This window comes from Rhizobium sp. P2_G9, assembly GCF_056403475.1.
Map to the genome: position 1 here is coordinate 134,440 of NZ_JBFUFK010000001.1, position 13,902 is coordinate 148,341.

At 59.5% G+C, this 13,902-nt stretch carries 12 protein-coding genes; 10 read left to right on the top strand and 2 right to left on the bottom strand.

What is annotated here, in order from left to right; genetic code table 11:
• Positions 1 to 170 precede the first annotated feature (170 nt).
• Positions 171 to 1,547 carry a KpsE/RkpR family capsule polysaccharide export protein gene (locus tag AC1DYF_RS00810; RefSeq protein ID WP_477874233.1) on the bottom strand — a complete coding sequence of 459 codons (1,377 nt, stop codon included), beginning with the start codon at positions 1,545 to 1,547 and terminating at the stop codon, positions 171 to 173.
• Between the two features lie 347 nt (positions 1,548 to 1,894).
• On the opposite strand from AC1DYF_RS00810, the gene AC1DYF_RS00815 reads away from it, so the two are divergent.
• From AC1DYF_RS00815 to AC1DYF_RS00825, 3 genes are all read left to right on the top strand, one after another.
• Entirely contained in the window at positions 1,895 to 2,833 is a 939-nt protein-coding gene (locus AC1DYF_RS00815) for an N-acetylneuraminate synthase family protein (RefSeq protein ID WP_477874235.1), read from the top strand.
• Positions 2,833 to 4,005, top strand: coding sequence for a cytidylyltransferase domain-containing protein (locus tag AC1DYF_RS00820; RefSeq protein ID WP_477874237.1), 1,173 nt, complete (start codon positions 2,833 to 2,835; stop codon positions 4,003 to 4,005). The genes AC1DYF_RS00815 and AC1DYF_RS00820 overlap by 1 nt, the downstream gene beginning before the upstream one ends.
• 114 nt (positions 4,006 to 4,119) lie before the next feature.
• Positions 4,120 to 5,349, top strand: a complete 1,230-nt coding sequence (locus AC1DYF_RS00825; protein ID WP_477874239.1) for a DUF6716 putative glycosyltransferase — start codon at positions 4,120 to 4,122, stop codon at positions 5,347 to 5,349.
• 55 nt (positions 5,350 to 5,404) lie between these two features.
• Here the strand turns inward: AC1DYF_RS00825 and AC1DYF_RS00830 are convergent, their stop codons facing one another.
• Positions 5,405 to 6,124: a sulfotransferase family protein gene (locus AC1DYF_RS00830; protein WP_477874241.1), complete on the bottom strand. Its 720-nt coding sequence runs from the start codon at positions 6,122 to 6,124 to the stop codon at positions 5,405 to 5,407.
• Between the two features lie 533 nt (positions 6,125 to 6,657).
• On the opposite strand from AC1DYF_RS00830, the gene AC1DYF_RS00835 reads away from it, so the two are divergent.
• The 7 genes from AC1DYF_RS00835 (at position 6,658) to AC1DYF_RS00865 (ending at position 13,843) form a co-directional block, all read left to right on the top strand.
• Positions 6,658 to 8,133: a DUF6716 putative glycosyltransferase gene (locus AC1DYF_RS00835; protein WP_477874243.1), complete on the top strand. Its 1,476-nt coding sequence runs from the start codon at positions 6,658 to 6,660 to the stop codon at positions 8,131 to 8,133.
• Positions 8,134 to 8,308: 175 nt separating this feature from the next.
• A complete protein-coding gene (locus AC1DYF_RS00840) occupies positions 8,309 to 9,190 on the top strand; it encodes a hypothetical protein (protein ID WP_477874245.1) in 882 nt (293 codons plus the stop codon).
• A 114-nt stretch (positions 9,191 to 9,304) separates the two neighbouring features.
• A complete protein-coding gene (locus tag AC1DYF_RS00845; protein WP_477874247.1) occupies positions 9,305 to 9,715 on the top strand; it encodes a universal stress protein in 411 nt (136 codons plus the stop codon).
• 149 nt (positions 9,716 to 9,864) lie between these two features.
• Positions 9,865 to 10,527 (top strand): PAQR family membrane homeostasis protein TrhA, encoded by a 663-nt coding sequence (gene trhA / locus AC1DYF_RS00850; protein ID WP_477874249.1) that lies wholly within the window; start codon positions 9,865 to 9,867, stop codon positions 10,525 to 10,527.
• Positions 10,528 to 10,698: 171 nt separating this feature from the next.
• Positions 10,699 to 13,065 carry a putative monovalent cation/H+ antiporter subunit A gene (locus AC1DYF_RS00855; protein ID WP_477874251.1) on the top strand — a complete coding sequence of 789 codons (2,367 nt, stop codon included), beginning with the start codon at positions 10,699 to 10,701 and terminating at the stop codon, positions 13,063 to 13,065.
• Positions 13,062 to 13,469: a Na+/H+ antiporter subunit B gene (locus AC1DYF_RS00860; RefSeq protein ID WP_477874253.1), complete on the top strand. Its 408-nt coding sequence runs from the start codon at positions 13,062 to 13,064 to the stop codon at positions 13,467 to 13,469. Before AC1DYF_RS00855 ends, AC1DYF_RS00860 begins: the two co-directional genes overlap by 4 nt.
• Positions 13,469 to 13,843: a Na+/H+ antiporter subunit C gene (locus tag AC1DYF_RS00865; RefSeq protein ID WP_477874255.1), complete on the top strand. Its 375-nt coding sequence runs from the start codon at positions 13,469 to 13,471 to the stop codon at positions 13,841 to 13,843. The genes AC1DYF_RS00860 and AC1DYF_RS00865 overlap by 1 nt, the downstream gene beginning before the upstream one ends.
• Positions 13,844 to 13,902: the final 59 nt, after the last annotated feature.

The window sequence follows — 13,902 nt, forward strand, 5'->3', positions numbered from 1 at the left end:
AGCACTCATCTGAAAGTTATTCCTGTCATGTCGGAGTGATCCGGGCGGCAAGCCGCCCGGCCTGCATTAAGCAGACTTTCGTTGGCGAGCCAACGATTCGTCCGCCTGGAGTCTCTTGTTTTGTCGCAGGTTCTTGTCGGAAAACCGTGGGACACTTTTCCGGAACCTGCTTAGATTGCGTGATCGCGGAACGAGCGGAACAGGAACTGGGCGATCAGCCAGATCGCAAATAGCGTGACGAAGCCGACGAAAGTATTGAGCCACCTCAGCGGATAAAGCGCAATCTCAGGACGGATCGGTTCGACAAAGGTCGCGAAGTACCGCTCCTGCTTCTGTGCTTCTGAAAGCGCTGCTTCGAACGCTGCCAGCGACGTCGTATAGGCCTTTGTGGCGAAGTCCTGGTCGATCGTCAGACCTTCGAACTTGTCGACCACTTCAGTGACGTTCGCGTCATTGGAGTCCGTGGTGGTAACGGCGCCGGTCCTGTTGGACTTGTTGATTCGCCCTTTCTGGAACGCGATCTGGTCCTGGAGAGCATTGATCTGCTTCTGCAGCGTGCGCGCGGACGGTGAATCCTTGCTGACACTTTCAAGCAGGGTCGCGAGCCGGGTTTTCAGGTCGCTCATTTGGTTTTCCAGCTTCTGGGTGAGCTCCGCATTGCTCTTCACCAGGATCGTGGGATCGATGACCTCCACCTTCGCGCGCAGTTTGCTCATCTCGTCACGCACCTTGCGCAGCCGGTTCTCCGAGCGCTCGACCTGCTTCGACGCGACAGACGTCATCTGCTGCCGATTGCTCTCCGAGAGGTCGTTTGTGAGCTTTTCCGAAACCTTCAGCACCGCGTCTGCGACCGCTTTGGCATCGTCGGCGCTAAAGGCATAAGTATAGAGCGTGATGTTTCCCGAAGTCGAGTTGAAGCTCACCTGGATCATGTTGTCCCAGTAGCTGTTGAACTTTTCCAGGGGCATATCGGCTGGGATTCGATAGTAGAAATCGACGTTGTTGCCGGAATAGTATTGCCGAAGATCGATGCCAAGCTGCTCCTTCACGTCGCGGATCAGCTGTATCGAGCTGATATAGCTCGTGACGATATAGGAATCGTTGTTCTGCACCGAACTGCCGAACAGTCCGGAAAGGCCGAAGCTCGCGATCGAAGACTGGTTGGAGCCGCGCACGGAGAAATCAGTCTCGACGACATATTGCGGACTGGCGATGAACAGATAGTAGAAGCCGATGCCGCTGCCGGGGATTGCCACCATCACCAGGAAGGAAAGAAAAGTCCAGGAGAGGTGCAGCCTCTCCGCCAGTGAGCGCCGCTTTTTCTGCGGTTCGTCTCGGAATACCTCAGTCTCAACCGGCTCGGGGGCGATCACATAGTCGTCAGACTCGGAAGGCGCCAGCGGTGCCTCGGCTTCGGCCTCGCCAGGTTTCCGACGCTCAATCCTGCGGCGGATACGCTCTTCACGCCGCTCTTCTTTGGTTGCGGGGAACTTGATTGGTTCTTTTGCGCCGCCCTGATCGACGTCCAACGATTCCACAACTGCCATACTATCTGCCGACTTTCTTAATAGCGCGACTCACTTGATCTTAATGGCCGACGAGCAGAGCTCAGCCTCTTCAAAGCCTCAGATCCTCGCGGATTCCATTGTCGCACGCGCTCAGCGGCATGGTCAATTGCCCGCGTCCACGGTAGCCACCCCCGCGGTAGCCTGAAGCTATTACTTTTTCATTGTGCCAACAATATGGTTTCAAACACATTACGGTTGCCGTCATTAACAGAAAGCGACCGGTCGCATTCCCGGCAACGTATTGTAAGGAACGGCTGAATTGTATATGCGCTTCTCCATAAGCCTTGCTTCGGCCTCGTGCGTCGAAGCCCCGAAAGGAGAATTCAATGACTGAATCCAAGGAAATCAAAGTGATAGCCGAGATCGGCTGCAATCACATGGGCAGCATGGACACCGCCAAGGAATTGATCCGCGTCGCTGCCAAGGTCTGCGGCGCCCATGTGGCCAAGTTCCAGAAGCGTAACAATCGCGAGCTTCTGACGCCGGAAGAGTACAATAAGCCGCACCCTGTGCCGGCCAACGCCTACGGCAACACCTATGGCGAGCATCGCGAATTCCTCGAATTCTCTGTCGGCCAGCACAAGGAACTGCAGGAAGAATGCCGCATGAACGGCATCGACTACTCGACCTCCGTCTGGGACCTGACGTCCGCGCAGGAAATCACCGCGCTCAAGCCCAATCTGATCAAGCTGCCGTCGGCCACCAACCAGCACTATGTGCTGCAGGATTATCTCTGCAAGAATTTTGACGGCGAAATCCACGTCTCGACCGGCATGACCACCCATGATGAGACCGATCGCCTGGTGTCGTTCTATGAAGAGCGCGGCCGCGGCAAAGACCTCGTGCTTTACGCCTGCACCTCCGGCTATCCGGTTGCGTTCCAGGACATCTGCGTGCTCGAAATCAACCGCCTGCAGGAGCATTACGGCGATCGCGTCAAGTCGGTCGGCTTCTCCGGCCATCATCTCGGTATCGCCGCAGATGTCGCAGCCATGACCGCCGGCATTATCGGCCGCAACATCTACGGCAAGGGCGATTTCGAATGGGTTGAGCGCCACTTCACCCTCGACCGTACCTGGAAAGGCACCGACCACGCCGCCAGCCTTGAGCCGGATGGCATGCGCCGCCTGTGCCGCGACCTCAAGAACGTCCGTCTCGCCGTCGCCTACAAGGACACCGAGATGCTCGACGTCGAGCTCGTGCAGCGCAAGAAGCTCAAGTGGACGGAGGAAAAGCACGGCGGTCAGATCCGGCAAGCGTCCTGATGCATGTCGTCGCAGTGATCCCCGCCCGCGGCGGTTCCGTCGGCCTGCCTGGCAAGAACGTCAGGCCGATGAACGGAACGCCTCTGGTGGCCCGAACCATCCAAGCCGCGCTCGACAGTAGAACTGTCGGCGCGGTCTATGTTTCTTCGGATGGCGAGGACATCCTTTCGGTCGCGCGCCAGGCCGGCGCGCAGGCCATCAAGCGTCCCCCTGACATTTCCGGTTCGACCGCAAGTTCCGAATCGGCGCTGATCCATGCGCTCGACGTGATCGCTGCCGCCGACGGCCGCGATCCGGATATCCTCGTCTTCCTGCAATGCACCTCGCCCTTCACCACCGGCGCCGACATCGACAAGGTGGTTGAGACGGTGATGCAGGAGGGCACGGATTGCGCCTTCAGCGCCGTCGAGGATCATGGCTTCATCTGGAAGATCGAGCCGGACGGCACCGCCGCCGGCATTACCCATGATCACCGCCTGCCGCGCCAGCGCCGCCAGGACATGGCCAAGCGTTATCGCGAAAACGGCGCCGTCTATGTCATGCGCGTCGCCCCGTTCCGCGAAAAAGGCAATCGTTTCTGCGGCGTGACGAAAGTCGTGGCAATCGACGCGCCGACGATCGAAATCGACAGCAACGAAGATTGGCTGATTGCGGAAGCCTTTGCCAGGGTGCTTGAAGCGCCGGCGAAACGGGAAATCCCCAAAGGCCCGTTCAAGGCATTGGTCACGGATTTCGACGGTGTCCATACCGACGACCGCGTGGTCGTCCACCAGGACGGCACCGAGGCAGTTACCTGCAGTCGCGCCGACGGCATGGGCATCGAGAGGCTGCGCAAGGCCGGCCTGAAGCTGCTGATCTTGACGAAGGAAACCAATCCCGTCGTCCAGGCGCGCGCCGCCAAGCTCAGGATGGAAATCTACGGCAGCGTCGAGGGCAAGCTGGAAAAGCTCGATTCCTGGCGCCAGGCAAACGGCCTCGATTGGCGCGATATCGTCTATATCGGCAATGATATCAATGATATGGATTGTATGAAAGCAGCCGGTCTCGCCGCAGCGCCTGCCGATGCCCGGGCGGAAATCCGCGACCTTGCGCATCTCGTCGTCGACCGTCCCGGCGGCTACGGCGCGCTGCGGGCATTGAGCGACTATCTTCTGGACAATCGCATGATCTGACGGCGCGGCCGTTTTTTCTCCTGAATTGGCAGGAAGGGGCTTGAAAATATTTCATAGTTCCTGCTCCTTTCGCGCCACTCGGCTGTCATGAAATCAATGGATCCTTTCTGTTAGATGCGCGTCCTCGCCCTTGCTTCCTACGATTCCTTCCTGAATTCGGCGCGGCTGATCTCGCCTTATTACGAACAGGCGGGCGCCACGGTGGACTTGGCGCTGGTCAGGGCGCGGGTTGCGACGCAGATAGAAAGCGGCCAGATCGATGCTGCCGGTCTGGACGGCAAGGTGCGCTGGGTCAGCATTGAGGAATTGTGCAGTTCAGGCGAGATCGCTCGCTACGACATTGTGCTTTCCTGCCTCGAAGGGCTTTCGACCCGCCGGTTGCTGCATCGGGTCAAGGCTTTGGGCACGAGCCGCCCGCTCGTCGTGTCGATCTACCCGGGTCTCGTGCTGCGCTTCGGCTATGACGGCTTTTCCATGCGCGCCTCAAGTGATTTCCTCTGGCTCAACAGTCCGGATGACTGCCGGGACTACCAGCTGATGTGCAGGAGCTATGGCAATGACGGCGCCAATGCCCGCGTCTTCGGCGTCGCGCCGGTGCTGCAGACCATCGAGCGCGCGCCCAATGGAGCGACCGGTCCGGCTGTCTTTTTCGAGCAGGCCATCATTCCCCGCTATGAAGCCGAGCGGATGTTCCTCGCCGAGCAATTGGTAGCACTCGCCCGCCGCTATCCCGCTCACAAAATCCTCGTCAAGCCGCGCACCGTCGATGGCCAGGCGACGCTGCATCAGACGTGGCACCCGATCGCGCCGCTGATCGACAAGGCCGCCCGCAAGGCCGGCGGCTGGCCGGCCAATCTGGAAATCACCTCTGAACGCGCCGACCGGCTGCTTGCGAGCGCGGGCCACTGCATTACGGTCAGCTCGACCGTGGCCGTCGAAGCTGTCTATGCCGGCGTGCCGACGGTGATCATCTCCGATTTCGGCGCCCACGATGATTACGGGCTGCAGTATTTCTACGGCTCAGGCCTGACTGTCTCGTTTGCCGACTTGTCGCTTCCCTTTGCCGGCAGGGCCGATCCAGACTGGCTTGCTTCGCATGCCGCCGATCCGCGGACGACGGTGGCGGCACTGGTCATCGAGACCATCGAGGCGGCGCGCCGTCCTCGGCCGCCGATTGCCGACGAACTGCTAGCGCCGGAACATTCGCCCGCCTTGCGGGACTATCTGATGAAGAAACACGGCACCGACAGCGTTCTCGGCCGGCAATACCAGAAGCCGCCACTCAAGCGGCTTTTGGGGTTGCAAGCGGTGTCGAAGGCGCTCCGTCGCTGGCTGGTGCGCTGACGCAAAGCGTTGCAGCTTTCAGCGATGGATTGCCGGCGCCAGCCTTTGGGCGGCCTCAGAGTTTGACGTCGGGATAGAACAGCCGGAAATCGCGTTCGTAGCGCTTGAACACCTTCTCGCGCAGCTCGTCGGTGTAGAAGGTCTTGACGTCGTCCTTCTTGTCGGTGCGGCGAACGTTGATCGACGGCAGGTCGCCGAAGGGCTTCAAACCGCGCTCTGTCATCACGTCCTTCAGCCTGGCCCAGTCTTCGCCCATCTTCTCGAGATAGCCGACAAACTGTGGGATGACCGAATCATCCCTTCGCGCCAGCATGCCGGCCTGCGAGCGGAGATGCACATCCGACTTCCCGTCAGGCGTTTTCGCAACGATGTTGACGAATTCCTCAAACGGCATACCCAGTGTCAGGCCCATCTCTTCCATCGCACCCGTCAGCGACGGATTTTCGATGATCTTATTGTTATAGCAGGCCATCAGTCTGTCGAAGGGATTGCGGACGAAAGAAAAGCAGAAGAAATCCTTGTAGAGCTTGCGGAAGTCTTGATAACCGATCAAGTCGGCCTTCTCGGCCTTGCGCCAATAGGCGTCCTTCGTTGTTCCCTTGATCGGTTTATCTTCGGGAACGTCAAGCATACGATGCGCGAGTACGAACTTGATGGAAGAATTGGCAACCTTGGGAATTCTTACATAGGCAATATTGTGTTCTTTAAGAACAATAATATTCTTCTTCACTTTATTCGGATTGGTTGCTTTATTCGAACCATCTGCCACGCGCATACTCCTTGTTTTTTGGCCGCGTGATATAGCAGCAATCCCAGAGGTGGTCCATCGCTCGCAACCGAAATTTCCCGCGGCTTTTCAGCCCGTCGAACTGACCATTGAAGCACCGGACAAATCGGGAATCTTGGGGGAGGGCGACTTGGCCGCTGTCGTGGAACAAGTTGTTCGTCGCCCACTGCCGTCGAAAATGCCGCAGTTTATTCTTATCGAGATGAAGTAGTTCAAAAACAATCTGCGGTACAGTGAAAATCTGAACAGCCTGGAAAAATCAATGCTTTCAGTTGCATGGCAATACTAAAGTCAATCGATCGTATAGTACGTCTATATCATCAATTTCAATTCCAAAAAACGGCCGGTTATAATGTCGCAAAGGCGATTCATTTCTCGATTCTATAAGACGGGCATCTTGCATTTTTTTTGCACTGCGATATTGGAAAGTTCTGCGCCAAACGTCCCAGTGTTGATCGCTGCTCTTCGTCAGGAGGCGATCGACCTAATATCAGAGCTGATTCTGTCGAATGTGAGGTATCGTGACGTCGCTTCTGCTTTTCTGCGATTCTGACAGTCAGGTTTTTGCCGGTATCGAATATGCGCGAGCGTTTGGGGCTCGGGGTTGGGACACCACGTTCATGGTTCCCAGGAAGTCGGCCTTGGCCGCCAATGCCCAACTGGTTCTGGATTCGCTCGGCGCGCCTGTCGTGGAGGCTGAACGCAATGCGCTCGCCTATCTGGCGCTGGAAAAAGATTTTTCGGCCATCGGTCTGTTCACCAGCGGCAGCATGGTCAAGGCGGCCTGTGATGACCTGAAGAGTATTTCCAAGCTGTTTTCGGTCCGGCGTCCCGTTGTCTTCACGGCCTTCAATGGGCTGGTCTTCGAGAAGTTCGAAGAGGGCCTGTTCTGGCGGCTCGGCTGCGACATTATCGGCCTCAACGGACGGCGCGACAAAATCCTTTTCGATGAGTTCCTGCTCGGCCGCGAGAAGGAGGCGCCCAAGGCGGTCCTGACCGGCCTCCACCGCGGCAAGCCGGGCGAGCGGGTGGTGACCGAGCGTCGCAAGATGGTGTTCTGCGAGCAAATCATCGTGCCGGGCATCCGCAAGGACCGCTCGCACATGTTTTCGCTGCTGGCCAAACTGGCGGAAGCCAATCCCGAATGGGATGTCGCGATCAAGCCTCGCATCGCCAAAGGCGAAAAATCCTTCCACGCCTCGATCTATCATCCCGCCGATTATTTCGACAAACTGTCGATCCCCAACCTGACGGTCGACTATCGGCCGCTCGACATGCAACTCGCCGAAGCCTCGCTGCTTGGTACCGTCTCGTCGACGGCCGTGTTCGACGGCCTCAATCACGGTGTTCCCTTCTTCACCATCGGCAATTTCGGCGTCTCCAACAAATATGGCACGCATGTCTTCGTGCCGAGCGGGGTCATGGTCAACCTGCGTCCCGACCATAGTCTCGACAGGCTCCTGGAAATGCAGGTCTCGCCCGCCTGGCTCGACTGGGTCGGCTATTCACCCGCCTATACGTTCGATGCCATGGTCGATGCGGTCGAACAGCAACGCGACAAGCCGCTGAGCCAGCGCAGGGCGCTGTTGTCGGAACTCGATCATACCGATGTCGTGCTCAAGCGTACCAACAAGGACGTACTCGCAGCACGGCTGGCCACCGCCGAGAAGACCCGCCAGGTTGGAGCCCTCGTCGACTATGCGCTCGCCGCGACCACCGACCAGGCGCATCTCAAGGCCATCCAGGCACTTGAACTCGCGCATGCAGATGCGCCGCGCGTGCCTTTGATCGTTCGTACACTGGCTTTGATGCTGATCGAGGCCGGCGAGCAGGAGAAGGCGCTGACGGTGATTCGCGGCGGGCTGGAACTCCTGCCGAAGAACTATTCCTTCCAACTGATCGAGGAGCGGCTGTCCGGCCGGCGCAGGCCACCCCATCAACGGCTGATGCGCTATCTCCATATCATCGCCCGCAAGTCCAAACTGGTTAAGAACTGAGCCTTCTCACGTAAAGCCTGGTGCCCGCAGACCTGTCCGAATATCGAACGGACAGGCCTGTGGTTGCGCGCCTGCGTCAAATTTCGTTGTTGCCGGCAGGACTTTGTGCCAAAGGACGGGGAGGGAGTGCGGATCCGCGCCCGGCAGGTACAGTTTCCAAAAACCGGATTGCGGAATGAGAATTCACCTTCATCTGGGAGCGCATAAGACCGCGACCACATTCGTGCAGAGCCAGCTCAGGCGCAATCTTGGTGTGCTGCAGAAGGCGGGCGTTGTCTTTCCGCCGCAAAAAACCTTCCAGGAAGGTTTTGGCCGCTATTTCAACACGCTCATCCATGCCTATCCGTTTCTGTCGGTGGCCGTTGCTCCCATGCTCGAACACCGTATGGATGCATTCCTCGCCAGGGAAAAAGCCACGTCTCTGGCGATCCTCTCGGACGAGAACCTCGCCGGCATGCTCGTCTTCAACCACCGGCAGGGCGGCCTCTATCGCAATATCGGCAATCGCATGCGGCTGATGACCTCGGTGCTCAGGAAGCACGAGGTACACTATTTCTTTGCCATCCGCTCCTATAAGGATTTCCTGCCCTCGGCCTACTTGCAGCTCGCCACCAACGGCCGGGAGCCGGACTACCAGAAATACCTGCAGAGCTTCGATGTCGAGAAGCGTGGCTGGACCGAGGCGGTCGGCGCCGTTGCGGAGGCCGTCGGCCGCGAAAATCTGACCGTCTGGACCTATGAAGCTTTCTCGCGCGATGCCCGCAGGGTCTTCGAACGGCTTGCGCCAGGTGTCGGTCTCGATCTCGAAATCGACGATTCCAACCGGGTCGTCCTGCCGTCGATGACGGTCAAGGGATTGAAAGTGATGCAGGCCCTGGAGGGCAAGTTCAGCCGCCAGGAATTGTCGAAGATCAGCAAGATGATGCGGCGCGTGAAATTCGACGAGCCCAATCCGCGGCTCGCGATCGAAGATGCCGATATGATTGCGCGTCTCCAGGCTGTCTATGGCCGCGACATCGAGGCGATCGGCCGCATGGGCATCAATTTCATCGCCTGAAGCGGCGTCTTTATCATTCCAACAAGCTCTTGATTTTGATCAAGACGGCCCGATGCGGACTCTGGAACATACGTGCAGACAGACAATCTCTGCGCGGATTTTTGGAGGCTTGAAATGTATAGCAAGATCATCGTTCCCGTGGACATGGCGCAAATCGAAAAGGGCGAAAGAATTCTCAGGAAAGCAATGATGCTGAGAGGCGAGGGTGGCCGCATCGTGCTGCTCAACGTCACCGAAAATCTTCCCGGCTATCTGACCATCGAAGTGCCGGCCGACTTCACCGACCAGAATGTCACCGAAGCGACAGCGCGCCTCAAGGCGCTCGACGCAGCTTGCGGCGCCAATGCGGAAATTTCCGTCAAGGTCGGCGCGCCGGCCGATCAGATCCTGCTGCTTGCCGATGAGATCGGCGCCGACCTGATCATGATCGCTTCGCACAGGCCGAATTTCTCCAATTACCTGCTCGGCGCCACGGCCGACCGCGTCGTCCGCCACGCCAAATGCTCGGTGCTGGTGGATCGGTGATTTGCGTGGGCGCAACTGTCCCATTTTGGCGCGCCGGCCCGCAGATCGTTTACCATTCACACAGAAGTGTGGCGTGCCTGCGTCAATGGACGGGTTGATCGATCCGAGTTACCATGGTTTTCTGGATGCCCTGACTGGTACGAAACGGCATGGCGGCGATGTACGGTGTTTCCTGGCGCTATAACCGTGATGAGGTCATCGCCGATGGCATCGTCAACGGCATCGGTGTGGTTGCTGCCCTGATCGCGGTAACCGTGCTGATCTTCTACGTCACCGTCTGGGGTACGGTAGGCTCGCTTCTGGCTGCCTGGGTCTATGGTATCGGGCTGGTCGCTTCTCTCGGCTTCTCCTTCGCCTATAATCTCTGTCCGGTTGGCAAGGTGAAATGGATTCTGCGCCGGTTCGACCATTCGGCGATCTATCTGCTGATTGCGGCCACCTATACCCCGTTCCTCGAAATGGGCTTGCCCGATCCGTTGATCCTGGCCAATCTGATCGGCATATGGTGCGTCGCCATCTTCGGCATCTTTCTGAAATTCGCTTTTCCCGGGCGCTTCGACAGGCTGTCATTGGTGCTCTATCTCGCCATGGGCTGGAGCGGCGTGATGCTTGGAGCGCGGCTTTCCAGCGTTCTGTCGCTGGCGACGATGATCCTCATCGTGACGGGTGGCGTCATCTACACGCTGGGTGTCATCTTCCACGTTTGGGAGAAGCTGCGTTTCAACGCGGTTATCTGGCATGGTTTCGTTCTTGCCGCCGCCGGCGTACATTATGCGGCCGTTCTGGTCTGTTTCACCGGCGCCCAAACCTGATTGGCGCCCGGCGCCTTGCATTCGATTTTCTTGCAGAACCTCGATTCCGGCTGGAACGGGGGCGTTTTCGCCTTTATGTCTCGAAACCCACAGCACGTCGCGCGAATGTAGCCCTCGGCTTGGGGCGACATGCGCAAAGATGTCGGCGCGGAGCGAGCGGAAGGAAAGCACTTGGCGGCGGATAGCCTGATCACGGCCAGTCTGTTCCTGCCCTTGATTGGAGCGGCATTGGCGCCGGTGCTCGTGGCCCGCCTCGGCCACCGGGCAGCATGGCTATTGGCGCTTTCGCTCGCCGCGCCTTTCGTGCTCTGCCTGGCCCAAATTCCGGAAATCGCGGCGGGCACCGTGATACGCGGCGGCTTTTCCTGGGTGCCGAGCCTGGGGGCGGATTTCACCTGGCGGCTCGATGGCCTTTCCGAAGCCTTCGCGCTGCTGATCGCCGGCATCGGCGTGCTGATCGTCCTCTATTCCGGCTTCTATCTCAAAGGTCATCCGCAACAGGGGCGGTTCTTTTCCTTCATCCTGATGTTCTCGGCTTCGATGCTCGGCCTGGTGATGGCGGACAATCTGCTGATGCTGTTCATCTATTGGGAGCTGACCTCGATCACCTCCTTTCTGCTGATCGGCTTCGACCATGAACGAAAGGCCGCCCGGCGCGCGGCATTTCAGGCGCTGCTGGTCACCGGTGGGGGAGGGCTTTGCCTGCTGGCCGGCCTGATGCTGACCGGCACGCTTGCCGGTATTGTTGATCTCTCCAGCCTGCTCGCGAAGCCCGCAGCCCTGAGTGATCAGCCGCTGATGCCCTTGGCGCTTGTCCTCGTGCTCGCCGGCGCTTTCACCAAGTCGGCGCAATTTCCCTTCCACTTCTGGCTGCCGAACGCCATGGAAGCGCCAACGCCCGTCTCCGCCTATCTGCATTCCGCCACCATGGTGAAAGCCGGCGTCTATCTTCTGATGCGGCTTTACCCGGTCTTTGGCGCAACCGGGCTCTGGCAGGTGCTCCTGCCGCTGTTCGGCGGCGTTACGCTTCTGGTGGGTGGCTCGCTAGCGCTCCGGCAGACAGATCTCAAGCTGATGCTGGCGCAGACGACGGTCGCCTCGCTCGGCCTGCTGGTCATGCTGACCGGCATCGGCAGCGAGCAGGCGGTCGAGGCTGCGGCGCTCTATCTAGTCGCGCATGCGCTCTTCAAGGGGGCACTGTTCATGATTGCCGGTGTCATCGACCATGAGGCCGGCACGCGCGACATCACCCGTCTCGGTGGCTTGCGGCACGCCATGCCGCTCACCTTCGCCGCGGCATTGCTGGCGGCCGCCTCGATGGGCGGCATGCCGCTGTTCGCCGGCTTCGTCGCCAAGGAGGAGATCTATGCGGCGCTCACGGGTGGCGGTGCGCACCTGTTTCTGCTTGCCGCCGCCATCCTCGGCAATGCGATGATGTTTGCCATCGGTTTTGCTGTCGCTCTGCCCCCATTTCTCGGCAGCCGTGTCGAAACCCCGAGGCCTGCCCATGACGGACCTCTGCTCCTGATGGCCGGCCCGATGCTGCTGGCGCTCGGCGGGCTGTTCGCGGCGCTCATCGCCGCGCCCTGGCATGCGGGCCTCATCTCGCCAATGGCCTCCGCCATTGTCGGACATGCCGTGATCCTCGACGCATCGGCGATACCACATCTCAGCCTCGCCTTCGGCCTGTCGCTGGCGACCATGCTCCTCGGCGGCGCCATCCTTGCATGTCTGGCGCCTGCGCGCGCTTTCATCGATTGGCTGCTGCAGGTGATCGGCTGGGGACCCGATCGTGGTTTTGATCAAGCCGTTGCCGGCCTTGTCCGCTTCAGCCATCGTCTGCGCCAGGCGCTGCAGCCGGGAAGCCTGGAGATCTATCTCACGACGATCTTTGCCGTGGTCGCGCTCAGCCTGTTCTGGCCAATGCTGTTGCACGGCGAATTGCCCCATTGGCCTGCCTGGCCGGTGGGCATGAAATATCGCGAAACCGGCTTCCTGCTGATTGCGGTGATTGGCCTGATCACGGTACTCCTTGCCAGAAGCCGGCTGACGGCCATCGTCGCGCTCGGCATTCAGGGATTTGCGGTCGCGGTACTTTACCTGCTGTTTGGCGCGCCTGATCTTTCCTTCACCCAGTTCATCGTCGAGACGCTGTCTGTCGTCATTCTGGCGCTGATCATGACGCGGCTCAGACTCGATATCGAGGACCGGCGCGCGCTGCCCGAGGCCGTGAAGGATGCCGGGATTGCCATTGCCTGTGGCCTTGGCTTCACGCTCTTCCTACTGAGGGCGCTGGAAGTGCCGTTCAATACCAAGCTCTCGGATTTCTTTGGCCGTACATCGAAGGTGCTGGCGCATGGCGCCAATGTTGTCAACGTCATCATCGTCGATTTCCGCGGCACTGATACGCTGGGTGAGATCGCGGTTGTGATGATCACCGGCATCGCCATCCTCGCGCTGGTGCGCCTGCGTCCGCCCAAGCCGAGCCACGCGTTCAATGATCCGGATGCCGAAGAGCGGGAACGGGAGGCAATATGAACTCGCTGATTCTGCGTACCATGGCGCCGCTGCTGACCGGGCTGATGCTGGTCTTTTCGCTGTTCGTCCTGCTTCGCGGCCACAATGCGCCGGGCGGCGGCTTCATCGGCGGTCTGCTTGCAGCGTCTGCCCTGGCGCTCTATGCGCTCGCCTTCGGCGTCGAACCCACCCGCCGGCTTCTTCGGCTGCACCCGCTGGCATTGGCGGGCACCGGGCTCGCGCTATCGGCATTTTCCGGCCTTGTTTCGGCTTTTTACGGCGTGCCGTTCATGACCGGTCTGTGGTTCCATGTCGCCGGGCTCGACCTTTCCACCGTGATGTCCTTCGATCTCGGTGTCTATCTCGTCGTGCTCGGCGCCTTCGCCAGCATCTTGCTGGCACTCGAGGAAAGAGAGGACGGTTGATGTCGGCGGTCGTCGCGGTCCTCTCCGGCCTGTTCTTCGCGGCCGCCATCTACCTCATGCTGGCACGGCACGTGGTGCGGATCATGATCGGCACCGTGCTGCTCGGGAATGCGGTGAATCTCCTGCTTTTCGCGGCAGGGCGGGTCACACGCGAAATCCCGCCGGTCATCGTCTCCGGCAAGGTGCTTGCTGCCGATGCCGCCAATCCGCTGCCGCAGGCGCTGATCCTGACTGCGATCGTCATCTCTTTCTCCTTCTTCGCCTTCCTCATGGTGCTGGCTTACCGCGCCTGGCAGACGCTCGGCACGGACGATGGCAACGACATGCGCGTCGCCGAGCCGCGTGAAGAAGCGATGCCGCCGGTGGAGTATTGAGGAGAATGGCGTCGATCATCTTGTCCACGACACCCCCCTCTGCCAGGATGAGCCGTAAT